This is a genomic window from Bordetella genomosp. 13 (assembly GCF_007679965.1).
Taxonomy (GTDB): Bacteria; Pseudomonadota; Gammaproteobacteria; order Burkholderiales; family Burkholderiaceae_B; genus Bordetella.
On the sequence record NZ_VEHL01000007.1, the window covers coordinates 200833 to 222402 of the forward strand.

A 21570-nucleotide genomic window follows, 5' to 3' on the forward strand; every position below is an offset into this window, starting at 1 on the left:
TTAAGCCATCAGCCCAATGTGCGGCACCAGAAAGATCGCGTTGAATGACGTCACCCGCAATGGGACCTCGTCCCTCCCCTCGCCGCAGTCGTCCGGACCGCGGCCCTTTCGTGGAACGCCGATGAACACGACATCCCGCTTGCTGTGCAAGGCCGGCCTGCTGGCATTGCTGCTCAGCGTACTGAGCGCCTGCGCCTACTCTCCAGGCATGCGCTACAAGGCCGATTTCCTGGTCGACCCCGCCGATCCCAACTCTCGCGCCGAGGTTCGGCAAATCACGCCGGCCGTGGCGCTGGAGGCCACGCGCGCCATGGCCCGCACCGTCGACGCCGACGTGCAGAAGCTGGTGGCCAAGCCGCGGCCCTATTTGATCGGGCCCGGCGACATCCTGTCCATCGTCATCTGGGACCACCCCGAACTGGTCCTTCCGACGCAGACCTACAGCATCGGGACAGGTCCGACCGAACTGTCGATGGGCGATACGGGTGCGGGCATACCCGGCTATCCGGTGTCGGCCGACGGCTACGTCCAGTTCCCGTACGTCGGCCTGCTGAAGGTCGCAGGACTGACCGAGGGACAAGTGCGTAATGCCTTGGCACAAGGCCTGGTCAACCATATTCCCGATCCCCAGATCACCGCGCGGGTGCTAGGTTATCGGAGCAAGCGTGTGTACGTGGAGGGCGAAGTGAAGACCCCTGGAATGATGCCGATCACGGACGTGCCGATGACGCTGCCCGAGGCGATCAACCGCGCGGGCGGCCTGCTGCCCACCGCCGACCGCAGCCGCATCCACGTGACGCGCGGCGGGATGACGGTGCGCGTGGACCTGGCCGCGCTGAACGCGCAGAACGTCGATCCGACCTCGATCCTGCTGCAGACCGGCGACATCGTGCGCGTGCAGACCCGCGACGACAACAAGGTCTACGTGCTGGGAGAGGTGACCCGGCCTTCGGCGCTGGTCATGCGCGACGGCGAGCTGTCGTTGGGCGAGGCGCTGGGCGAAGCGGGCGGCCCCAGCCAGCTGACCAGCAATCCCAGCGACGTCTACGTCGTGCGTTCGCTGCCCGACGCCAGGCCGGCGGTGTACCGCCTGGACAGCGCGTCGCCGCAGGCCCTGGCCGTTGCGCAGAGGTTCCCGCTGCAGTCCCGGGACGTGGTGTTCGTGGACGCCGGCGACCTGGTGCGGTGGAACCGCTTCATCTCGCTGTTGTTCCCCAGCGCGCAGACCGTACAGACGCTGGATGCCACGACGAAATAGCACCCCGAAACAGCTGCCCCCGCGTTGGCGGGATCCCGATGTCGAGCCGTCCAGGCGCCCAGGCGCCGCCTTTTCCTAGCGAGTCGAACATGAAGCAGCCTCCCCTTCAACTCGAGTACGCCGGCGCGCGCGCGCCCGACACGCCGATGATGTCCTACATGGACGTCCTGCTGGCTAACCGGTGGATCATCCTGCTGATCCTGGCGGCCGCGATCCTGGCGGGCATGGTGTATTACCTGCTGACACCGCCGGTGTACCAGTCCGACATCGCCGTGCAGGTCGAAGAGGAGACGCCTACCTCGGCCAAGAGCATGCTGGGCGACGTCTCGGCCATCTTCGACGTCAAGCAGGCCGCCTCGGGCGAAATGGAGATCCTGCGGTCCCGCCTGGTGGTGGGCCAGGCGGTGGACGACTTCCGCCTGTACATCCAGGCCTCGCCCGACTACTTTCCCGTGATAGGCCGGTGGCTGGCGCGGCACCGGGACAGCATCGCGGTGCCGCCCGGGCTGCGGGACGCCCTGCCGGGCGGCTACGCGTGGGGCGACGAGCGCATCCAGATCGATCGCATCGAGGTGCCGGCCGAGCTGATCGGCAAGAAGCTGCGCATCGTGTCGCTGCAGGGCGGCCAATACGAGCTGTTCGATCCGCTGCACGACAGGCGCTTCGAGGGGCAGGTCGGCAGGCTCGAGCGCTTCGCGGTGCCGGGCGGCACGATCGAGCTGCACGTCAGCGCGCTGGACGCGCGCCCCGAGACGCACTTCACGGTCGTACGCAATTCCCGCCTGGACGCCATCACCGCGCTGCAGCAGAAGATGGGCATCTTCGAACGCGGCCGGCAGTCCAACGTCATCGGCGTCACCCTGCAGGGCACCGACCCCGACCTGACCGCCGCCATCCTGAACCAGATCGGCCTGGAGTACGTGCGCCAGAACACCGACCGCAAGGCCGCGCAGGCCGAGAAATCGCTGGCCTTCCTGGACCAGCAGCTGCCGCAGCTGAAGGCCCAGCTGGAGCAGTCCGAGGCCCGCTACAGCGCCCTGCGCAACTCGCGCGGCACCGTCGACCTGGGCGAGGAAGCGAAACTGGTGCTGGGCCAGTCGGTCGAGGCGCAGAACCGCATCTTCGAACTCACGGCCAGGCGCCAGGAACTGGCCACGCGTTTCGCGCGCTCGCATCCCAGCATCGAGGGCATCGACCGCCAGATCGCCTCGATCCAGCGCGACATGAAGTCGCTGAACGAACGGATACGCGGCCTGCCCGACCTGGAGCAGGACGTGGTGCGGCTGACGCGCGACGTCAAGGTGAACACCGACCTCTACACCGGCCTGCTGAACAACGCCCAGCAGCTGCGCATGATCCGCGCGGGCAAGGTGGGCAACGTGCGCGTGGTCGACACCGCCCTGCCCGCCGAGAGCCCGCTCAGCCCCAAGCTGCCGCTGGTGCTGGGCGTGGCGGCCCTGGCCGGCCTGGTGCTGGGCCTGATCGCCGCGTTCCTGCGCAATGCGCTGTTCGGCGGGCTGACGGACCCCGACGAGATCGAGCGCTATACCGGCCTGCCCGTGCTGGCCGCCGTGCCGTACAGCGCGGCGCAGGACAAGCTGTGGCGGCGCGCACGCCGGCGCAACTCGCGCGTGCCGGCCCTGCTGGCGCAGAGCAACGGCAGCACGCCCTCCATCGAAAGCCTGCGCGGCTTCCGCACGGTGCTGCAGGCCGCGATGCGCGAGTCTTCCAACAACATCATCGTGTTCTCGGGGCCCATCGCGGGCGTCGGCAAATCGTTCCTGTCGGCCAACTTCGCCTACATCCAGGCCGCGGTCGGCAAGCGCGTGCTGCTGATCGACGCGGACTTCCGGCGCGGCTCGCTGAACCGCTATTTCGCCACGCCGGCGGAGCATGGCCTGTTCGAGGTGCTCACCGGCACGGTGCCGCTGGAGTCCGCCATCCGGCGCGACGTGATGAACGGCATGGACTTCATCTCGACCGGGAAGATCACGTTCGACCCGTCCGAGCTGCTGGCGTCGGACGTTTTCGGCGCGTGCCTGCGCGTGCTGGCGCGCGACTACGACCTGGTCATCGTGGACACCGCCCCGGTGCTGTCCTCGTCCGGCGCGGCCGTGGTGGGGGCCCACGCGGCGGCCGTCATGCTGGTGGTGCGCTCGGGCATGAATTCCGTCGGCGAGATACGCGAGACCGCCAAGCGCCTGGAGCAGGCGGGCGCGTCGGTGGCCGGCGTGCTGTTCAACGGCCTGAAGCTCAAGAGCGAGGGGCTGGGCTACCGGCCGAAGTACGGCCGCTACCGGTATACCCGCGCCTCGTATTACGGCGAAGGGCAGCCCTGACGGCCGGCGCGCGGCGTGCCGCTGGTGCAAACCCTGCACTGACAGCGGCCGCCGCGGCGCGTACACTGCGACGCAGCGCCGCGCGCCAGACGCGGCCACACCAGAACGATCCAGGGGATGCACGGCATGCGCGCGGGCGCTGCCGGGCCCGCCCGCGGATCACGCATGGGGCTCGCACGCATGTTCGCCGACCTGAACCACCTGTCGCACCACGCTGCCTGGCGGCGCCAGCTGGAAACGCTGCTGGAATCGGCCGGATCCGGCATCTACGGCATCGACCTGCGCGGCCGCTGCATCTTCATCAACCGCGCGGGCGCGGCGCTGCTGGGCTACACCCCCGACGAAGTGGTGGGGCGCAACATGCACTACCTCATTCATCACTCGCACGCGGATGCGCAGCTGATGCCGGTACACGACTGCCGCATCTTCAAGGCCTTTCGCGTCGGGCGCGGAGAACAGGCCGACGACGAGGTGCTGTGGCGCCGCGACGGCAGCAGCTTTCCCGCCGAATATGCCTCCTATCCCATCCACGACAACGACCAGGTCGTGGGCGCCGTGGTCACGTTCTCGGACATCTCGCAACGCAAGCGGATCGAGCAGGAGCTGCAGGCCAGCCACACGCTGATGGAACGGCGCGTGGAGGAACGCACGGCCGAACTGAGCCGCGCCCAGGAGTCGCTGCGCCGCCTGGCGGCGCACCTGAGCACGATGCGCGAGGAAGAGCGCGCCCGCATCGCGCGGGACATCCACGACGAGCTGGGCGCCTCGTTCACCGCGCTGCAGTTCGACCTCAACTGGCTGGCGCGCCGCCTGCCCGACGACTCCGGCCTGCGGCAGCACCTTGAGCGCATGATCGCGGTCACCACCGACGCGGTCGGCGCGACGCGCCGCATCCTGAACGACCTCCGCCCCGTCGCACTGGACCACCTGGGGCTGTGGGCCGCCCTGGAATCGCTCATGCAGGACCTGCAGGCCCGCAGCCCGCTGACGTGCCGCTATGCCTGCTCCGCCGCGGCGGAGCAGGTCCGCCTCGGGCGCGCGGCGCAGATCGAGGTCTACCGGATCGCGCAGGAGCTGCTGACGAACGTGCAGCGCCATGCCGGGGCCCGCCAGGTCGGCATGCATGTCGCCCTGCGCGACGACGCGCTGGAACTGTGCGTCGAAGACGACGGCGTGGGATTCGCGACACCGGCCCCGCCTTCTGCCGCGGGGCAATCCTTCGGCATCCTTGGCATGCGCGAACGCGCGCGCGCCATCGGCGCCACGCTGACCCTGGAAGGCCGTCCGGGCGCGGGCACGCGCGCCACGCTGCGCGTGCAAGGGCTGAACCTGGCCGGTCTCGATGTCGCGCGCACGCCCGCCCCCGCCGCGCGGGAGCCGATGCCATGAGCCCGCCGAGCCGTCTCAAGGGCGAATACCGAAGTGCGGAGCACGGAGGTACACCTATGAGCCCGCCGAGCCGCCTCAAGGGCGAATACCGTAGTGCGGAGCATGGAGGTACATCAGGGAGCCTGATCGTCCTCATCGTCGACGACCACCTGATCATCCGCCGCGGACTGGCCCGCCTGTTGTCCGAAGACCCGCGCATCGCGAGCGTCGACGAGGCCGCGGACGGCCCCTCCGCCCTGCGGGCCATGCGCGCCGTGCGATACGACGCGATCGTGCTGGACATCGCCCTGGGCGAACGCGACGGGCTGGACCTGCTGAAGACCGTGCGTGCGGAGCATCCGAGCGTGGGCGTGGTGATGCTGTCCGTCTATCCCGAGTCCCAGTTCGCGCTGCGGGCGATGCGCGCGGGCGCGCACGCCTACCTGAACAAGGGTTGCGACCCCGAAGCGCTGATGGGCGCCCTGGCCAACGCGGCGCGGGGCCGGCCTTACGTCACCCCCGCCGTGGCCGAGTTGCTGGCCCACAACGTGCGCCAGGACAGTCCGCAGGCCCGGCACGACACATTGTCCGACCGCGAGTTCCAGGTCCTGCAGCTGCTGGTTGCGGGCAGGTCGGTCACGGCCATCGGCGACCAGTTGGCCCTGTCGGCCAACACCATCTCCACGTACCGCGCCCGCATCTTCGAAAAACTGGACGTGCGCTCGGTGGCTGAACTGGTCACGTACGCCCATCAGCACCGATTGGGTGCCGCGCCCTAGGCGCCTGCCGCGCGGCGCACCCTCGCGGCGCATGCCGCGCACCATGTAGTGCGGGCACTACATGCGGATCACGGAATCCGGGATAGGCGCGCGCCCGCGCTGCCCGCATCATCTGGTCCACCGATATCTTCCCATCGACGGACAGGATGCGACTCTCAGGTTTCCGGCTGGGCATCTACGTATATCGCGATGCTGAAATCCTCGACTACGCCGCCCCCTACGGCGTGCTATCCGTCGCGCGCCGCTACGACCCCGAGATCGACATCTGCGCGATCGGGGACACGCTGCAGGCGGTCAGCACCGCCAGCGGACTGACCGTGCTGCCTGCCTATGGCCTGGGCGACTCGCCCGCCATCGATGCCCTGCTCGTGCCGGGCGGTCCGGGCGCGCTGCAGCAGATGCGCAATCGCCGGCTGCACCGATACATCGAGGCGCTGGCGCCGCAATGCCTGCTGGCCTGCACCGGCTCGGGCGCCTGGGTGTATGCCTGCATGGGCCTGCTGGACGGCCAGGCCGCCACCAGCCGCAAGGAACCGGACCGGACAGAGGCGTCACACCTGGGCTGCACCCCGCTGGACCGCCTGAGCATGCTGGCGCCCACGTGCCGCACGCATCGGTCGCGCCTGGTGGACAGCGGCCGCATCATCAGCGCGGCCGGCCCATTGGCCGGCGCCGACCTGGGCCTGCACCTGCTGCGCCGCGCCGGCTACTCGGACGCCGTGCTCGACGAGATCGCGCGCGTGCTGGACTACCGCCGCGCCTATGACCTGTATCGCGCGGACGTGGAATACGCCACGGCCGCGGCGTCCCTCCCATCACACCCCCACTGACCCCGCCGGAGTCCGCCATGTCTCTGTTTCGCAATCCCTTCGATGCCCGCGCCCGCCTGGGCTGCGCCTGCGGCCGACACGCCAGCGACGCCGAACACGACCTGGCGCTGTCGGGCCAGGCTGCGCAGGACCGCGCGGTGGAAGGCGCGGTGATGCGCGCGCTGTTTCCTGAGGATGCGCTGCGCCGGGGCTTCCTGCGCGCCGTGGGCTCAGGCACCGCGCTGGCGGCCGTCGCCTCGCTGTTCCCCCTGGCCGCCGCCAAGGAAGCGTTCGCGCAGGGCAACGGCCCGCTGGAGAAGCAGAAGCTGAAGGTCGGCTTCATCCCCATTACGTGCGCCACGCCCATCATCATGGCGCATCCCATGGGCTATTACGCCAAGCAGGGCCTCGACGTCGAGGTCGTGAAGACCGCGGGTTGGGCGTTGATCCGCGACAAGGCCATGTCGGGCGAGTACGACGCGGCCCACATGCTTTCTCCCATGCCCCTGGCGATCACGCTGGGCGCGGGCACCAGCAGCGCGGTGCCCTGGACCATGCCCGCCGTCGAGAACATCAACGGCCAGGCGATCACGCTGTCGATGAAGCACAAGGACCGGCGCGACCCCAAGGACTGGAAGGGCTTCAAGCTGGCGGTGCCGTTCGACTACTCGATGCACAACTACCTGCTGCGCTACTACCTGGCCGAGCATGGCATCGACCCCGACACCGACGTGCAGATCCGCGCCGTGCCGCCGCCCGAGATGGTGGCCAACCTGCGCGCGGACAACATCGATGGCTTCCTGGCGCCGGACCCCGTCAACCAGCGCGCGGTGTACGACGGCGTGGGCTTCATCCATACCCTGTCGCGGACCATCTGGGACGGCCATCCGTGCTGCGCCTTCGCCGCCAGCAAACAGTTCGTGGCCAGCATGCCGAATACGTACCAGGCCTTGCTGAAGGCGATCATCGAGGCGACCGCCTACGCGCGCCAACCCGCGCACCGCAAGGAAATCGCCGCCGCCATCGCCACCCCCAACTACCTCAACCAGCCCGTCACCGTGGTGGAGCAAGTGCTGACCGGCACCTTCGCGGACGGCCTGGGCAAGGTGCTGAACGTGCCCGAGCGCATCGATTTCGATCCGATGCCCTGGCAGTCGTTCGCCGTCTGGATCCTGACCCAGATGAAGCGCTGGGGCCAGGTGAAGGGCGACATCGATTACGCCAAGGTCGCCAACGAGGTGTTCCTGGCCACCGACGCCGTGCGCCTGATGCGCGAGGCTGGCCTGACGCCGCCGTCGGGCGCCAGCAAGGCGTTCTCCGTCATGGGCAAACCCTTCGACGCGAGCCAGCCCGAGGCCTACCTCGCCAGCTTCGCGATCCGGAGGCGTTGATGAGCGCTGCTCCGACGCGCCTGCGCGCCCGCGCCGCCCTGCTGTCCGCGGCACTGTTCGTGGTCTTCCTGGCGATCTGGCACATCGCCACGCGGACGGACACCAGCGCCGCCACGGTCGATCCGGCCTACGCAGCGCTGGTCGGCAATGCCGCCGCCGGCGGCGGCAAGACGCCGTTTCCCGGCCCCGCCGAAGTCGGTACCCAGTTGTGGCGCCACCTCGGCGACCCCTTCTATGACCGCGGTCCCAACGACAAGGGCGTGGGCATCCAGTTGGGCCATTCGATCGCGCGCGTGCTGACAGGGTTCACGCTGGCCGCGCTGGTTGCCATCCCGCTGGGCTTCCTGATCGGCATGTCGCCCGTGGTCCATCGCGCCTTCGACCCGTACATCCAGGTGCTCAAACCGATCTCCCCGTTGGCATGGATGCCCCTGGCCCTGTACACGATCAAGGACGCGGACACGTCGGCGATCTTCGTGATCTTCATCTGCTCGCTGTGGCCCATGCTGGTGAACACCGCCTTTGGCGTGGGCGCCGTGCGGCAGGACTGGCTGAACGTGGCACGCACGCTGGAAGTGTCGCGCCTGCGCACCGCGCTGCAGGTGGTGCTGCCCGCGGCGGCCCCGACCATCATGACGGGCATGCGCATCTCGGTCGGCATCGCCTGGCTGGTCATCGTGGCCGCAGAAATGCTGATCGGCGGCACCGGCATCGGCTACTTCGTCTGGAACGAATGGAACAACCTGTCCATCGCCAACATCCTGTGCGCCATCCTGTTCATCGGCGTGATCGGCATGCTGCTGGACGTCCTGCTGGCACGCGCCGCACGGCTGGTCAGCTACAAGGAGTGATTGCATGAGCGCATCTTTCCTGCAGGTCCAGGGACTGGCCAAACGCTATCCGGGACGCGGCGGCAAGCCTGTGGCGCCGGTGTTCGAGAACATCGACTTCGCCATCGAGCGCGGCCAGTTCGTCTGTGTGATCGGCCATTCCGGCTGCGGCAAGACCACCATCCTGAACATCCTGGCCGGCATCGATCAGGCCAGCGCCGGCGTGGTCATCATGGATGGCCGGGAAGTGTCCGGCCCCTCGCTGGACCGCGGCGTGGTGTTCCAGGCCCACGCGCTGCTGCCCTGGCTGACCGCCCTGCAGAACGTCGAGTTCGGCGTGCGTTCGCGATGGCCGGAAAAATCCCGCGATGCCGTCCGCGAGCACAGCGTGCGGCACCTGGAGCGGGTCGGCCTGAAGCATGCCCTGGACAAGCGCCCCAGCGAACTGTCGGGCGGCATGAAGCAACGCGTGGGCATCGCCCGCGCCTTCGCCATCCAGCCGAAGATGCTGCTGCTCGACGAGCCCTTCGGCGCACTGGACGCGCTGACGCGCGGCACCATCCAGGACGAACTGCGCGCCATCGTGCGCGACACGCAACAGACCGTCTTCATGATCACGCACGACGTGGACGAAGCCATCCTGCTGTCCGACCGCATCCTGTTGATGAACGCCGGCCCCAACGCCCGCATCGCCGAGTCCGTCGCGGTGGATCTGCCGCGCGACCGCACGCGCGCCAGCCTGCACCACGAGCCCCGCTACTACGAGATCCGCAATCACCTGGTCGACTTCCTGGTCGACAAGGCATCCACCCACTGAAGGAGCCAGCACCATGATGAGCCGCAACGACGTGACCGAAATGGTCGTGACCCGAAAACTCGAGAAGAAGCTGACCTGGACGGTCATTGCCGAGGCGGTGGGCCAAAGCAAGGAATGGACGACCGCCGCGCTGCTGGGCCAGATGACGATGACGCCGCAGCAGGCCGAGGCCGCCGGACGGATCCTGGATCTGCCTGCGGACGCCGTGCTGCAGTTACAGGTCGTGCCCTACAAGGGTTCGCTGCCCACGGCCGTGCCCACCGATCCGCTGATCTACCGCTTCTACGAACTGGTGAGCGTCTACGGCACGACGTTCAAGGCGTTGATCCATGAAGAGTTCGGCGACGGCATCATGAGCGCCATCGACTTCAAGATGGACCTGACGCGCGAAGCGAACCCCAACGGCGACCGGGTGCAGATCGTGATGAGCGGCAAGTTCCTGCCGTACAAGACGTATTGAGCCTCAGCGGTAGCGCCTGATCAGCGCCTGCAGCGCGGGATCCTGCGGGAAGTCGAGGCACTGCATCACGTGCAGCGACTTCCCGCTCTTGGACTGGTAGGGCGACGCCAGGTACTTCGGCGCCAGCGCGCTGATCGCGTCGTACGTATCGAAGTCGGCCGACCCCAGCTGGACGTAGCCGCCCAGGGCGCGGCCCGCGTCCTCGGCCATCGGCGTGCCCGGGAACGCGGTGATCAGGCATTGCGCGACGGCGAAATGTTCCAGCCGCTGCGCCTCGGTCGGCTCCTTGGACGCCTTCTTGCCCGCGGCAAAGGCCAGTGCCGGCAGCGCCAGCAGCAGGCCGGCGGCGATTCCCCTCGATGTCATGGCAACTCCCGTTCTGTCGATACCGTCGCAACCCCCGGGACAACCCGGACTTTCGTTGCGCGCCCACGACAACGCTTGTAACCGTGCGGGCCATGGCGCGCAAACGGAGCCGCCGTTACCCCTGTCCAAAAAACGCATCGCTATACTCAGCCCGCAGCATCACTTCACATCGTGTCGCAGTCTGTAAAGGCACGCCAGCTTGCGCGCTCATTTCCAGGGTCTCACCCCCCTCTTGCGAATCGCCATGTCAGCCGCCGCGGTCTTCTGCCGCATCCTTGCCCGCTTCATCCTGCCCTGTCTCGCAGGCCTGTACACCGCCCACGCCGCAGCCGCGGCCGCCTTCGCACCGACGCTGGAAGAATGCCATGGCATCAAGGACATGGCATTCGTGGCGCACCTGGACGACGACCTGTTGTTCATGAACCCCGACATCGCCTCGAACATCGAGGCGGGCGGCTGCGTGCGCATCGTCTACCTGACCGCCAGCGACGCCGGCGAGGGCGACGGCTACATGCTCGGACGCGAGAAAGGGGTGCGGGCCGCCTATGCCTACATGGCGCGCCAGCCCGACCTGTGGAGCACCGATACCCTGCAGGCCGACGGGCACGCCATCACGCGCGTGACCCTGCAGGGCAACCCGCGCGTGCAGCTGGTGCACATGCGCCTGAAAGACCCGTGGCTGGGCAAGGGTTGGGGCAGCCTGACGCCGCTCAGCCGCACCGAGTCCGTGCCGGACAACACCTCGGACACGCTGGGCCCGAACCAGGAAACCTACACCCGCGACGCGTTGGTGAGGACGCTGGCCTCGCTGATCCGCAACTACGGCCCCACCACCGTGCGCCACCTGGACGACACGGTGTCCGTGCCCTACACGCAGCTGTGCTGGCGCTGCGCCGGCCACAGCCATCCCGACCACATCGCCAGCGCCCGCCTGGTGCGCGACGCCATGGCGCGGGTGCCCGGCAACTATGCCGAGGCGGGCTACGTCGACTATCCCACGCAGGAGCGCGCCGCCAACCTGAGCGACGCCGAGACCGCCGCCAAGTCCGAGATCTTCCGCCGCTATGCGTGGGAGGACTACCACTACTGCAAGGGCCCCGCGGGCTGCCAGGAGCCCGCCGGTCCCGCGGCCGCGTGGGTGCAGCGTTCCTACTACGTGTCGCGCCAGGACGTGGCGCCCGAGCTGTACGGCGACGCGCGCCACGGCCTGCTGGTGTTCGCGGCCGGCGAGGCCAACGACGCCGTCAACCTGTGGGACGCGCGAAAAGGCCGCTGGACCTCGCTGGGCGGCCGCACCGCGGGCCCGCTGGTGTCGTTCACGTATCCCGACTCCACAGCCGGCGTCTTCGCGCGCGACACGCTGGGAGGCCTGTGGGTGAACAAGCAGAGCGTGGACGGCAGCTGGAAAGGCTGGCAGGCCATGTCCGGCGTGCGTTTCTCCGCCAGCCCCGTGGTGGCGCCGCGCGACGGCGCCGCCGTGGCCATGGGTTACGACGGCCGCTACTACTGGACCACGCCGTCGGGCATCAGCGGCGACTGGACCGCCTGGCAGCCGCTGCCCGCGCTGGCCGATGCCTTCGGCAGCCCCGCCATCGCCAGGAACGCAGCGGGCCGCTACGTCGTCTTCGCCATCGACCGCGAAGGCCACGCCTATTCCACGACGCAGCGCGCCGTCGGCCACGACGGCGGCTGGGCCGCGTGGCAGCCCGTGCCCGTGCCCCCGAGCGCCGGCGGCCTGGCCGCCATGCGCAACGCGCAGGGCCTGGTCGAGCTCTACCTGCGCAACCGCGACAACAGGCACCTGATGCGCGTGGCCGAGGAGAAGCCCGCCACCGCGCGCGCCGCCGCGATCCACTGGGGCGCCGCCCGCGACCTGGGCGTCGAGTACGTCGGCAAGCCGGCCATCGGGCCCGACACGCAGGGCAACGTGCTGGTGTCCGTGCTGGAACGCGCCGGCGGCCCGCTGTGGCTGGTCGAGCAGGGCCGCGCCACGCTGCTGGAAGCCACCGCCAGCTCTCTGCCCTCCCTGCGCATGGTGGACGGCACGCTGTACGTGGTGGCCCGCAGCTCGGGCAATCCGCAGACCTATCAGGTGCTGGCGCGCCGCGGCGGCGTCTGGGCCGCGGCCACGGCGCTGGCCGCCCTGCCGTCCGGCGGCGGCGGTGCCTTCGGCAAGACGATCCCCACCGTCATCGCCACGACCACGCCCGCCATCGCCGGGACCGCGCAAGCCAAGTGATACGGGCGGGTACGAGGCGCGACAACCGCGCCTTGTGCCCGCGAATGAAGGCGGTACGATACCGGGGCGCCAGGGTCCCTCCAATCACCGGAACCGCTTTCATGACGGATATCGACGACGACGAGGTCGCGCATGGCTGGGACGCCATCGACGCGGCCTGCAAGACGATCTACCCCACGCAAGAGCCCAAGCACTACGGCACCCTCATCAGCCACAGGCTGGGCGGCCCGGACCCGTTGCAGGGCATCAGCGCCTACAAGCGGATGGAGCCCCTGCCCCACTGGCACTTCGTCACCTACGGCTTCACCGAGCTCTACCAGAAGGAATCGGACGACGCCCAGATCAGCGGCTATGGCTTCGAGCTCACCCTGCGGCTGCGCTGCGCGCCGGATGCCGACGAGCCGCCCGCATGGGCGCTGAACTTCCTGCAGAACCTGGCGCGCTACGTCTTCCAGACGGGCAACGTGTTCCGCGACGGCGACTGGATGGCGGCCAACGGCCCCATCGCGGTCGAGGAAGACACGCGGCTCACTTACGTGGCCTTCGCCGCCGATCCCGAGATGCCGGCCCGGGACACGCCCAACGGCCGCTTCGAATTCCTGCAGGTCATCGGCCTGACCGAGGACGAGGCCTACGCGGCCCGCCAATGGCGCACGCTGAACCTGCTGGACGTGCTGCAGCCGCACATGCCGCTGTGGATCACCGACCTGGCGCGTCCGTCGCTGCTGGACCAGCCCGGCGTGCGGGACCGCATCGCGCGGGGCAAGGCGGCCGACGGCTCGTCCACCGGCTGCGTCTACACCGATGAGCTGGACTGGCGGCAGCAGAAGCGCCTGCTGGGCAAGCCCGTGACTGTCGTCACCATCGGCGCGCTGCAGGTGCAGGAGGCCACCACGCTGCTGCCGCTGCGGTTGCCCTTCGACCGCAACCTGCGGCTGCTGGGTGGGCGCATGAGCGTGCTGTTCCAGCCGGGCGACGCCAATGCGCTGCGCACGGAGGACAACGTGCTGTACATCACGCTGGACGGTGCGGCGCTGGCCGAGATCGCGCAGTTGCTGCAGCCCCGGCGTGGCGAATATCCCCTGAAGTCGTTCAAGGGACTGCGCCTCGACGTCCGCCCCACCGAGATCAAGGACCCCAAGGGCAACGTCGTGCAGACCATAGGCTAGACGGTGCGCAAGCAAAAGCGGCGCGGCATGCTGCCCGCACCGCTTTGCCTACCGCCGGCTGCGCCGGCCCACGGCAGGAGGCAGGCTTCAGTTGCCCGCCGTCACCCGCCAGACCACATTGCCCACGTCGTCCGCGATCAGCAGCCCGCCCTGCGCATCCTCGGTGATGCCCACGGGCGCGCCGTACAACTGCTTCTGATCGTCGGACACGAAGCCCGTCACCACCGGCTCGACCTGGCCCGTCGGCTTGCCGTCCTTGAAGGCGACGAAGCCGACCTTGTAGCCGTTGAGCGGCGTGCGGTTCCAGCTGCCGTGCTCGCCGATGAACACGCCGCCGCGATACTTCTCGGGCAGGTTCTGCCCCTTGTAGAACCACATGCCCAGCGGCGCCACGTGCGAACTGATCGCGTAGTCCGGCTTGATGGCCTTCTTCACCAGTTCGGGCTTCTGCGGCGACACGCGCACGTCCACGTTCTGCCCGAAATAGCTGTAGGGCCAGCCGTAGAAGCCGCCGTCCTGTACCGAGGTCAGGTAATCGGGCACCAGGTCGGCGCCGATCTCGTCGCGCTCGTTGACGATGGCCCACAGCTTGCCCGTCTGCGGCTCCCAGCCCAGGCCCGTGGGATTGCGCAGGCCCGAGGCATAGATGCGGCTGCCTCGCGTGGCCACGTCGACCTCCAGCACGGCCGCGCGCCGGTACTCCACGTCCAGCCCGTTCTCGCCCACGTTGCTGTTGGAGCCCACCCCCACATAAAGCTTGGTGCCGTCCCCGTTGGCCAGCAGCGCCTTGGTCCAGTGGTGGTTGATCGTGTCCGGCAGGTCGGCGAACTCGCGGCCCGGGTCGGTGATCTTCGTGGCGCCCTCGGTGTACGGGTACGCCATGATCCTGTCGGTGTTGGCCACGTAAAGCGTGTTGTCGATCAGCTGCACGCCGAAGGGCGAATTCAGCTTCTCCAGGAAGACGTGCTGCTGCCACTTGCCGCCTTCGTTGCGCAGCAGCGTGATGCGGTTGCCGCCCTTGCCGCTCTTGCCCGAGCGGGTCTTCACCAGCCCCGACAGCGCCGCCTTGGGCGTGGTGATGGGCGCGGTGCCCGGGCCGTTGGCCTCGACCACCAGCACGTCGCCGTTGGGCAGCGTGTACAGCTGGCGCGGATGCTGCAGGCCGTCGGCCACCTTCTCGATCTTCAGGCCCGCCGCCACCTTGGGCATGGCGTTGCCCTGCCAACCCACGCCCTCGGGCACCTGCATGGGCGGCATCAGGAAGCTCTGGGCGGCCGGCAGCTTCGGGTCGGGTCCGACCTGGTCCTTCGGATCCACGGCGGCGCCATCGTTGCAGGCGGACAGCACGGCCAAGACGAGCGCGGCGCCCGTCGTTCTTGCCATCATCGTCTTATTCATGGCGCAGCTCCACGACGTGTGCCTTGTGCGACACCAGCACGATACGGCCCAGGCACAGCAGCGCCACGGTGATGGCCGACAGCCACATGCCCATGGGCATCACGCCGTAGGCATCGCGGGTGTGGACGAAGGCATTGACGATGCCCACGATGATGGCCAGCAGGTTCAGCCAGAAATCCAGGCGCTCGGCGCCGGACACCGTGCGGCGCGACACGATCCATACGTGCGCCAGATTGATCAGCCGCGGAATGATGGCGAACACCAGCGCCAGGCTGACCAGCCACGCGGCCCCCTTCACCCACATCACGATGGGCGAGGACGCATAGATCACGTCGAAAATCAGTCCGGCGACGAACAGTCCGAAGACGATCGGGTCGAGCAGATCGAAGATGGCCGTCGCCAGGCGGGAACGGCACTGCAGGGCAAGGGATCTCATGGCACCTCTCAGGAGAATCGACGAGACGACCGGCATGTAAATCGGCGGGCGTGGCCTGGCCGGGCGCGCCGCCTGACCGCAAGCGGCGTGCCGCCGGGGGAAAAACGTGCGGACGAACCCTGAAGACTCTGCCCTGCAATGCATGGCTTCGCTCGGGGAAATCAATTCAAAACCTTGCGCATTCGGCCCGCCAGGGTGCCGCGTTATCGCGAGCGCGAGACTTTGCGGCACCGTAACAACTAGTATTGATTAAAAGAGCGAAGTTGCTTGTTGCGCCGATTATCCGCAGTGAAAATGTCGCCACATTACAAATTCGCGACAAATTCGAATAACACGACGCGGACGTCGGCAAGCGCCGCAACATCGAGAACCTGATAGAGGGTGGCAGTGGGATTACTGGTCCTGACGGAGAAAATCGGCGCGGGGCATCTGCGTGAATGCTGGCGGCACCCGGAACACCCGGCGCGCTGCATCAAGGTCGCCAAGGACAAACCTCGTTCGCATCTGCAAAACCTGTTGGAAAGCCACTACGCGCTGCACCTGTACGAGTGCGGCGTGATCGACGCGCGCGTGCCGCGCGTGCATGGCTGGGTGACCACGGACCGCGGCGTGGGCCTGGTCACGGACCTGGTGGTGGACGCCCAGGGCGCCCCCGCGCCCACCTTGCGGCAGGCGCGCGCGCAGGGCGCGCTGTCGGACGAGGCGGCCGCCGCGCTGCTGAACGACGCGCTCGACTGGCTGGTCCGGCATGGCGTGGTATGGGTCGACGCCAGCCAGGACAACGTCGTGCTGCAGGCGGGGCCCGACGGCCAGCCGCGGCTGGCCTTCATCGACGGCCTGGGCGGCCGCCACTTCGACATGGAATACCGCCTGCGATGTACGTTTCGCTGGATCGAGCGGTTGACGGCCAGGCTGAAGTCCAACAAGCATCGGTCCAACATCCACAGCAAGATCCTGGCGTCGGCGCCGCGCCGCCTGGATGCGATGGATCTGGCTGACGGCCTGCCGGACAGCGTGACGCATCCGTAATCCGGGCTGCTCGCCTGCGCGGCCGTCGCCAGGCACGGCAGTTGCTACGGTGCCGATACGATGTTTCGTATACGAGGATCACCGATGACAGACGATCTGAAGAATCGAGGGCCCAGCGACCGCTCCCGCATCAACGTGGAAGAGGAATGGGAATGCCGTTACTGGAGCGAAAAGTTCGGCGTCACCCAGGATCAGCTGCGTGAAGCGGTGCACCAGGTCGGGCCGTCCGTGGAAGCCGTGACCGGCTACCTTGAAACTCCCGCGACGGGTCGTACGAGTTGAGGGCTGCGCGCCGATCCGCGTCGAGTCATCGCGCGGCCTGGCGTGCATGCCTGCGGCAACCTTGAAAATCAAAAAGGAAGAACCATGAAAATACTGCTGTGGATCATCGCGATCATTTTCATCGTGGGTCTGTTGACCGTGACCGGGATCCTGAAGCTCATCTTCTAATGGTCTGAAGCTTGCAGGAAAATGGCCCGGGGCGCCTGCCCCGGGCCTTTGTTCATTCGACGCGCGCCGATGGTCGACCGTGTACGCGTCCCGTCAGTCGCCGGGTCTCGGCGGCTCGGCCCGTGCTCGCAGAAGGTCCGCCGCCAGCGCCAAGACCAGGATCAACGCGGCCGTCAGGAACAGCATGCGATGCTGTTCGCCGGTGGCGTTGAACAGCGCCGAATATCCATATGCCGACAGCGCCATCGTGCCGGCCGACAGGACGGTGGTGGCATTGCTTCTGGCCGGCAAATAGCGGGACGGGACGCTGCGGGCAGGCATGGTGCTTGCTGAACACTACACATCGCGGCAAGTTCGCCGCGGTTCAGTGAAACTGTTCATCGGAGGAACCATGAATTCGATTACGCAACCCACGACCGGTGCGTCGAGCACCATCACGTCCAGCCGTGTGGAAGGCACCAAGGTGTACAACCAGGCCGGCGAAAAATTGGGCTCCATCGATCATCTGATCATCGACAAGCGCTCCGGCCAGGTGCGCTACGCCGTGCTGGAATTCGGCGGCTTCCTGGGCATGGGCACCGACCGCTATCCGCTGCCCTGGAACGTCCTGAAGTACGACACCGGCGTGGACGGCTACGTCGTGCCGCTGGACAAGTCGCAGCTGGAAAACGCCCCGCGCTACGAGACGTCCAAGGCGCCGGAATATACCGACGAGTATGGCCGCCGGGTGCACGAGCACTATGGGGTGCCCTGGCAGTAAGGCGCGAGCGTCCGAGCAGTAGGAAGTAAAACGGGGCGGACGCGGCCAGCGTCCGCCCCGTGCTTGTCCAGGCGGTACCGCACATCCGCCGGGGCCCTGCGGGGGGAACTTTTTGCAAGCCAAGCGCCGAGCGGCGCGCCAGGGCCGTGATACGTCCCGCCGTCCACGTCCGCCCCTATCGCAGCAGGTCGAACTCCAGCTTCACGAACTTCGTCGGAAACTCCAGGCGCGCGAAGTAGATCAGCCTGTCCGCGTCGCACGCATAGCGCCGCACCTCCGCCACGCTGTCGCCCACGTTCAGGTTCAGGGCCTGGGCCGACTGTATGCCCGCCCCCGCAATGGTGATCTTCTGCCGGGCGGCATGCAGCACCAGCCCGGGAATGCGCTCGATGACCGAGGCGGCCGCGGCCTTCAGGAAGGCACTCTTGTGCTGCTTGAACAGGTCGTGGGCCACGTAGACCTCGCTGAAGCAGTACGGCACGCCGTCCTTGACATGCAGGCGGCACAGGTGCCGATAGGCTTCGGCATACGCCCCCGAATACTGCATGCCCAGGTCGGGCAAGGTGGCGATGGCGTCCTTGCGGTCGAAGATGCTTTCCGTACCCAGCACGTCGCTCAGCGCGACGGTCTCCTGCCAGTTCGACGGAATCTGCAGTTCGGCCACCGTGGGAATCTTGGCCTGCACGAAGGTGCCGATCCCCCGGCCGCGCCGGATATAGCCCTCGTCCTCCAGGATGCCGATGGCGTTGCGCAAGGTCATGCGCGCCACCTGGTACTGCGCCATCAGCGCTTCCAGCGGGGGAATCTGCGCGCCCGGCGGCCACACGCCCTGCGCGATGTTGCGCCGGAATTCCGCGGCCAACTGCAGGTACAGCGGCTGCTTGCTGCGGGACAGCACCTCGGAGGCATTGGCGTCGGGCATTCAGAGGGCTCTTCAACCCGCAGTGGGCATTGTGGTGGGCATCAGCGGGGCGGCGCGCCGTCCAGCAGCGCCTGCGCCATGTTCCGCAGGGCATGTTTCTGCACCTTGTTGGAATTGGCGCTTTGCACGGTGGGAAACTCCTGCACGAACGCGACGCGCTGCGGAACCTTGAATTTTGCCATTGCCGCGGCGCACGCGCCAAGAATCGCGGCCTCCGCGGCGTCGGCGTCAGCGGCCGCGTCGGCCGTGGCGATGACGAACGCTACCGGCACCGTCCTGCCGTCCTTCTGCGCGCCGACCACCTGCACGGCCCGTACTCCGTCCAGTTGCGCGATATAGCCCTCGATCTCCATGGGATTGACCAGGAAGCCCGCCAGGCGCAGGTACTCGCCGTCGCGCCCCTGGAACACGAACATGCGCTCGTGCACCGTGTAGCCCAGGTCGCCCGTGCGGAAATAGCCGTCTTCGCTGACGGCGCGCCGCGTGGCTTCGGGATTGTCCAGATACTCGGCCATCAGGCTGGGGGCCTTGATCTCTATCTGGCCGATCGCGCCATGCGGCAATGCCCGCCCCGTGTCGGGGTCCACGGCGCGCACCCTGCCCTCGGGCGACGCGATCGTCCCGCCTGCCTCGCGCCGATGTTCCCAGGCCGTGTCCAGGGTATGGCCCGCCACCAGCGCCTGCAGCTCGCTCGAGCCGTACAGCCCGGCAATGGGGATGCCGGCCTGGAGTGCGCGTTCGGGCAGGTCGTTCATGGACGGAGAAAAGCTGGCATACCCCACGTAGCGCAGCGATGGGAAAGGCTGCTGCTGCCCCGCCACCTGGCGCAGCAGCAGGTCGATCAGTTCGTTGTTGGCGTAGGTGTGCGTGACGCCATATTGATGGATCTGCTGCACCGTGGCGGCCGCATCGAACACGGGCAGCGACACCAGCGTGGCGCCGGGAATCAATCCTGCAAGCAGCGTGGAGAATCCGAACGCGCCGCACATGGGCGCGGCCAGCAGCACCACGCTGTCCCGCGACACCGCATAGGCTTCGGACGCGATGCTTCCATGGCGGATCAGGCCGGCCTGGCGGTGCAGCACCAGCTTGGGCGCCGAGGTCGTGCCCGACGTGGTGTAGACCAGCGCCCCATCGTCGGCCTGGCCCGGATCGGCGATGGCCGCCGCGCCATCCGTCGGCGCGGCATCGTAGGCCAGCACGGACAGGCCGGGCACGACCTCGTCGCGCAGCGCGCGCAACGCCGCGCCGTCGCCCACGGCCAGCACGTGCCGCACGCCCGCCAGGACGGCCGGATCGATGCGGCGCAGCACGTCGACGAACGGCAGCGCCTTGAACGACGGCCACAGCGCCAGCCACGCGCACCTGCCGCGCTGCAGCAGCTGCCCGACCTCGTGCTCGCGAAAGCGCGTGTTGACCGCCACCACGGTGATGCCCAGCCGCGCGCAGGCCAAGAAGGTGACGAGCCATTCGATGCAGTTCGGCATCCACAGCGCCAGGCGCTGCCCGCGCCGCGCGCCGCGCTCCTGCATCAGCCGCGCCAGGCGCTCGACCTCGTCGGCGAGGCCGGCGTAGGCGATGGCGCGATCCTCGTCCTGGAAGGCGATGCGGCCGGGCGTGGTTCGCGCGTGCCGCGTGAGCAAGGTATGGAAGTCCATGGCGCCGTCCCGGTCAGATCGTGGCGATGGGCGTGACGGGCGACCCCACCGCGCCGGGCAGGCGCAGCGGCGGCGCGGTCAGCAGGAAGCGGTTGCGGCCCTGCGCATGCAGCGCCTCTGCCAGCTCCTTCAAGTACCACAGCTCGGCCAGCGGCAAGCCCAGCTTGAACAGGCAATGGTGGTGCAGCGGCAGCAGCGACTTGCGGCCCTCGCGGTCGCGCGCGGGATAGGCCTCGACCGCGTAGTTGTCGGCGCAGATGGCGGCGATGCCGCTGTCGGTGATCCAGTCCAGCAACCGCTGGTCGGCCCCGTCCAGCACGCTGCAGGTCTTGTGGAGCACGTCGGCGTCGGGCTTGCCGGCCATCTCGGTGACTACCTCGGCAAAGCCGGTCCGCAGCACCAGCATGTCGCCGCGCTCGACTTGCACCCCGTCCCTCTCCATCACGTACGCCAGCTCACCGTAGCCGATCAGCTTGCGCTCGCGGCCATAGTGACGCGTGAAATCGACCAGCACGCCGCGGCCCTGCATGCCATTGACGGCGAAGTTCTCGACGCCGAGCTTCAGCGCGCCCATGGCATGGCCGCCACTGCCGCAGCAGCTGTCATCGTGATCGCCATGAGGCCGCGGCGCATCGAGGACGTCCTCCCCCGCCGCGTAGCCGTTGTAGTAGACCTTGCGCGGCGTGCCGTTGCCGTCGGCGTCGAACCAGGCGCCGACGTGCGCCAGCGCGTCCCATTGCGTGGAGTACTGCAGCGACATCAAGACCTGATCGTCGCTGAGCACGTCGATGGAAGACGGATCCAGGTTCTCCATCGGGAAGTTCATGTACGGCACGCCGTCGCGCTCGGTGCCGCTCAGGCGCGGCGGCTTGCGGCGGGGATTCAGCGCCATGCCGCCCGGCAGGTCCAGCGGCAGCGACAGGCAGAACGCCTGCCCGCGCCGCACTTCGTGCACGCCCTTGAGCACCTGGTCGGGGCCCAGCAGGTTGATGCGGCCCAACTGGTCGTGCTCGCCGAAATCGCCCCAGGTGGAACCTTCGGGCCTGTTCTTCCAACGCTTCATGCTGTCTCTCTGTGGATGGTGTTCGGTAT

The 21570-nt window shown here is 68.1% G+C and carries 21 protein-coding genes; 14 read left to right on the top strand and 7 right to left on the bottom strand.

The features are described from left to right. The first annotated feature begins 121 nt into the window (after nucleotides 1-121). The 9 genes from FS845_RS17795 to cynS all read left to right on the top strand — a co-directional run bounded on the left by FS845_RS17795 (nucleotide 122) and on the right by cynS (nucleotide 10051). Nucleotides 122-1258, top strand: a complete 1137-nt coding sequence (locus tag FS845_RS17795) for a polysaccharide biosynthesis/export family protein (protein WP_260986331.1) — start codon at nucleotides 122-124, stop codon at nucleotides 1256-1258. An 89-nt stretch (nucleotides 1259-1347) separates the two neighbouring features. After that, nucleotides 1348-3597, top strand: a complete 2250-nt coding sequence (locus FS845_RS17800; protein ID WP_144637748.1) for a polysaccharide biosynthesis tyrosine autokinase — start codon at nucleotides 1348-1350, stop codon at nucleotides 3595-3597. Between the two features lie 180 nt (nucleotides 3598-3777). Further along, nucleotides 3778-4986, top strand: coding sequence for a PAS domain-containing sensor histidine kinase (locus FS845_RS17805; RefSeq protein WP_144638049.1), 1209 nt, complete (start codon nucleotides 3778-3780; stop codon nucleotides 4984-4986). A 56-nt stretch (nucleotides 4987-5042) separates the two neighbouring features. After that, complete coding sequence (locus tag FS845_RS17810; protein ID WP_144637750.1) at nucleotides 5043-5744, top strand: response regulator transcription factor; 702 nt, start codon at nucleotides 5043-5045, stop codon at nucleotides 5742-5744. Nucleotides 5745-5890: 146 nt separating this feature from the next. Beyond that, entirely contained in the window at nucleotides 5891-6574 is a 684-nt protein-coding gene (locus tag FS845_RS17815) for a DJ-1/PfpI family protein (protein WP_144637752.1), read from the top strand. Nucleotides 6575-6591: 17 nt separating this feature from the next. Continuing rightward, entirely contained in the window at nucleotides 6592-7944 is a 1353-nt protein-coding gene (locus FS845_RS17820) for a CmpA/NrtA family ABC transporter substrate-binding protein (protein WP_144637754.1), read from the top strand. Continuing rightward, on the top strand, nucleotides 7944-8795 hold the full coding sequence (gene ntrB / locus FS845_RS17825; protein ID WP_144637756.1) for a nitrate ABC transporter permease: 852 nt from the start codon (nucleotides 7944-7946) through the stop codon (nucleotides 8793-8795). The genes FS845_RS17820 and ntrB overlap by 1 nt, the downstream gene beginning before the upstream one ends. 4 nt (nucleotides 8796-8799) lie before the next feature. Continuing rightward, nucleotides 8800-9591 (top strand): ABC transporter ATP-binding protein, encoded by a 792-nt coding sequence (locus FS845_RS17830; RefSeq protein WP_144637758.1) that lies wholly within the window; start codon nucleotides 8800-8802, stop codon nucleotides 9589-9591. Nucleotides 9592-9607: 16 nt separating this feature from the next. Further along, nucleotides 9608-10051, top strand: coding sequence for a cyanase (gene cynS, locus FS845_RS17835; RefSeq protein ID WP_144638051.1), 444 nt, complete (start codon nucleotides 9608-9610; stop codon nucleotides 10049-10051). Between the two features lie 3 nt (nucleotides 10052-10054). Here cynS and FS845_RS17840 read toward each other — a convergent pair whose 3' ends face one another. Continuing rightward, a complete protein-coding gene (locus FS845_RS17840; RefSeq protein WP_186332323.1) occupies nucleotides 10055-10417 on the bottom strand; it encodes a T6SS amidase immunity protein Tai4 family protein in 363 nt (120 codons plus the stop codon). Between the two features lie 244 nt (nucleotides 10418-10661). Here FS845_RS17840 and FS845_RS17845 point away from each other — a divergent pair, with 244 nt between their 5' ends. After that, complete coding sequence (locus tag FS845_RS17845; protein WP_144637762.1) at nucleotides 10662-12656, top strand: PIG-L family deacetylase; 1995 nt, start codon at nucleotides 10662-10664, stop codon at nucleotides 12654-12656. 101 nt (nucleotides 12657-12757) lie between these two features. Beyond that, a complete protein-coding gene (locus FS845_RS17850) occupies nucleotides 12758-13825 on the top strand; it encodes a suppressor of fused domain protein (protein WP_186332324.1) in 1068 nt (355 codons plus the stop codon). 87 nt (nucleotides 13826-13912) lie between these two features. Here the strand turns inward: FS845_RS17850 and FS845_RS17855 are convergent, their stop codons facing one another. Together FS845_RS17855 and FS845_RS17860 are read right to left on the bottom strand one after the other, a co-directional pair. Next, nucleotides 13913-15223, bottom strand: coding sequence for a PQQ-dependent sugar dehydrogenase (locus FS845_RS17855; RefSeq protein WP_144637764.1), 1311 nt, complete (start codon nucleotides 15221-15223; stop codon nucleotides 13913-13915). After that, entirely contained in the window at nucleotides 15216-15659 is a 444-nt protein-coding gene (locus FS845_RS17860; RefSeq protein ID WP_144637766.1) for a hypothetical protein, read from the bottom strand. Before FS845_RS17860 ends, FS845_RS17855 begins: the two co-directional genes overlap by 8 nt. A gap of 387 nt (nucleotides 15660-16046) precedes the next feature. On the opposite strand from FS845_RS17860, the gene FS845_RS17865 reads away from it, so the two are divergent. Continuing rightward, nucleotides 16047-16688, top strand: a complete 642-nt coding sequence (locus tag FS845_RS17865; protein ID WP_186332325.1) for a YrbL family protein — start codon at nucleotides 16047-16049, stop codon at nucleotides 16686-16688. 84 nt (nucleotides 16689-16772) lie between these two features. Beyond that, complete coding sequence (locus FS845_RS17870; RefSeq protein WP_144637770.1) at nucleotides 16773-16970, top strand: DUF3606 domain-containing protein; 198 nt, start codon at nucleotides 16773-16775, stop codon at nucleotides 16968-16970. 261 nt (nucleotides 16971-17231) lie between these two features. Here FS845_RS17870 and FS845_RS17875 read toward each other — a convergent pair whose 3' ends face one another. After that, on the bottom strand, nucleotides 17232-17459 hold the full coding sequence (locus FS845_RS17875) for a hypothetical protein (protein ID WP_144637772.1): 228 nt from the start codon (nucleotides 17457-17459) through the stop codon (nucleotides 17232-17234). 70 nt (nucleotides 17460-17529) lie between these two features. Here FS845_RS17875 and FS845_RS17880 point away from each other — a divergent pair, with 70 nt between their 5' ends. Next, the gene (locus FS845_RS17880) at nucleotides 17530-17898 is read left to right on the top strand and encodes a PRC-barrel domain-containing protein (protein WP_144637774.1); all 369 of its coding nucleotides are present in this window, start codon (nucleotides 17530-17532) and stop codon (nucleotides 17896-17898) included. A gap of 175 nt (nucleotides 17899-18073) precedes the next feature. Here the strand turns inward: FS845_RS17880 and FS845_RS17885 are convergent, their stop codons facing one another. The 3 genes from FS845_RS17885 to FS845_RS17895 are packed head-to-tail and all read right to left on the bottom strand — an operon-like array spanning nucleotide 18074 to nucleotide 21541. Beyond that, nucleotides 18074-18820 (bottom strand): GntR family transcriptional regulator, encoded by a 747-nt coding sequence (locus tag FS845_RS17885; protein ID WP_144637776.1) that lies wholly within the window; start codon nucleotides 18818-18820, stop codon nucleotides 18074-18076. Between the two features lie 41 nt (nucleotides 18821-18861). Beyond that, nucleotides 18862-20478: an AMP-binding protein gene (locus tag FS845_RS17890; protein WP_144637778.1), complete on the bottom strand. Its 1617-nt coding sequence runs from the start codon at nucleotides 20476-20478 to the stop codon at nucleotides 18862-18864. 13 nt (nucleotides 20479-20491) lie between these two features. Continuing rightward, on the bottom strand, nucleotides 20492-21541 hold the full coding sequence (locus FS845_RS17895; protein ID WP_144637780.1) for a cyclase family protein: 1050 nt from the start codon (nucleotides 21539-21541) through the stop codon (nucleotides 20492-20494). Nucleotides 21542-21570: the final 29 nt, after the last annotated feature.

What these genes read in the sequence shown, in the direction of transcription:
- FS845_RS17795 (WP_260986331.1), top strand. Translation starts at nt 122, where the DNA reads ATGAACACGACATCCCGCTTGCTGTGCAAGGCCGGCCTGCTGGCATTG.
- FS845_RS17800 (WP_144637748.1), top strand. Translation starts at nt 1,348, where the DNA reads ATGAAGCAGCCTCCCCTTCAACTCGAGTACGCCGGCGCGCGCGCGCCC.
- FS845_RS17805 (WP_144638049.1), top strand. Translation starts at nt 3,778, where the DNA reads ATGTTCGCCGACCTGAACCACCTGTCGCACCACGCTGCCTGGCGGCGC.
- FS845_RS17810 (WP_144637750.1), top strand. Translation starts at nt 5,043, where the DNA reads ATGAGCCCGCCGAGCCGCCTCAAGGGCGAATACCGTAGTGCGGAGCAT.
- FS845_RS17815 (WP_144637752.1), top strand. Translation starts at nt 5,891, where the DNA reads ATGCGACTCTCAGGTTTCCGGCTGGGCATCTACGTATATCGCGATGCT.
- FS845_RS17820 (WP_144637754.1), top strand. Translation starts at nt 6,592, where the DNA reads ATGTCTCTGTTTCGCAATCCCTTCGATGCCCGCGCCCGCCTGGGCTGC.
- ntrB (WP_144637756.1), top strand. Translation starts at nt 7,944, where the DNA reads ATGAGCGCTGCTCCGACGCGCCTGCGCGCCCGCGCCGCCCTGCTGTCC.
- FS845_RS17830 (WP_144637758.1), top strand. Translation starts at nt 8,800, where the DNA reads ATGAGCGCATCTTTCCTGCAGGTCCAGGGACTGGCCAAACGCTATCCG.
- cynS (WP_144638051.1), top strand. Translation starts at nt 9,608, where the DNA reads ATGAGCCGCAACGACGTGACCGAAATGGTCGTGACCCGAAAACTCGAG.
- FS845_RS17840 (WP_186332323.1), bottom strand. Translation starts at nt 10,417, where the DNA reads ATGACATCGAGGGGAATCGCCGCCGGCCTGCTGCTGGCGCTGCCGGCA.
- FS845_RS17845 (WP_144637762.1), top strand. Translation starts at nt 10,662, where the DNA reads ATGTCAGCCGCCGCGGTCTTCTGCCGCATCCTTGCCCGCTTCATCCTG.
- FS845_RS17850 (WP_186332324.1), top strand. Translation starts at nt 12,758, where the DNA reads ATGACGGATATCGACGACGACGAGGTCGCGCATGGCTGGGACGCCATC.
- FS845_RS17855 (WP_144637764.1), bottom strand. Translation starts at nt 15,223, where the DNA reads ATGAATAAGACGATGATGGCAAGAACGACGGGCGCCGCGCTCGTCTTG.
- FS845_RS17860 (WP_144637766.1), bottom strand. Translation starts at nt 15,659, where the DNA reads ATGAGATCCCTTGCCCTGCAGTGCCGTTCCCGCCTGGCGACGGCCATC.
- FS845_RS17870 (WP_144637770.1), top strand. Translation starts at nt 16,773, where the DNA reads ATGACAGACGATCTGAAGAATCGAGGGCCCAGCGACCGCTCCCGCATC.
- FS845_RS17875 (WP_144637772.1), bottom strand. Translation starts at nt 17,459, where the DNA reads ATGCCTGCCCGCAGCGTCCCGTCCCGCTATTTGCCGGCCAGAAGCAAT.
- FS845_RS17880 (WP_144637774.1), top strand. Translation starts at nt 17,530, where the DNA reads ATGAATTCGATTACGCAACCCACGACCGGTGCGTCGAGCACCATCACG.
- FS845_RS17885 (WP_144637776.1), bottom strand. Translation starts at nt 18,820, where the DNA reads ATGCCCGACGCCAATGCCTCCGAGGTGCTGTCCCGCAGCAAGCAGCCG.
- FS845_RS17890 (WP_144637778.1), bottom strand. Translation starts at nt 20,478, where the DNA reads ATGGACTTCCATACCTTGCTCACGCGGCACGCGCGAACCACGCCCGGC.
- FS845_RS17895 (WP_144637780.1), bottom strand. Translation starts at nt 21,541, where the DNA reads ATGAAGCGTTGGAAGAACAGGCCCGAAGGTTCCACCTGGGGCGATTTC.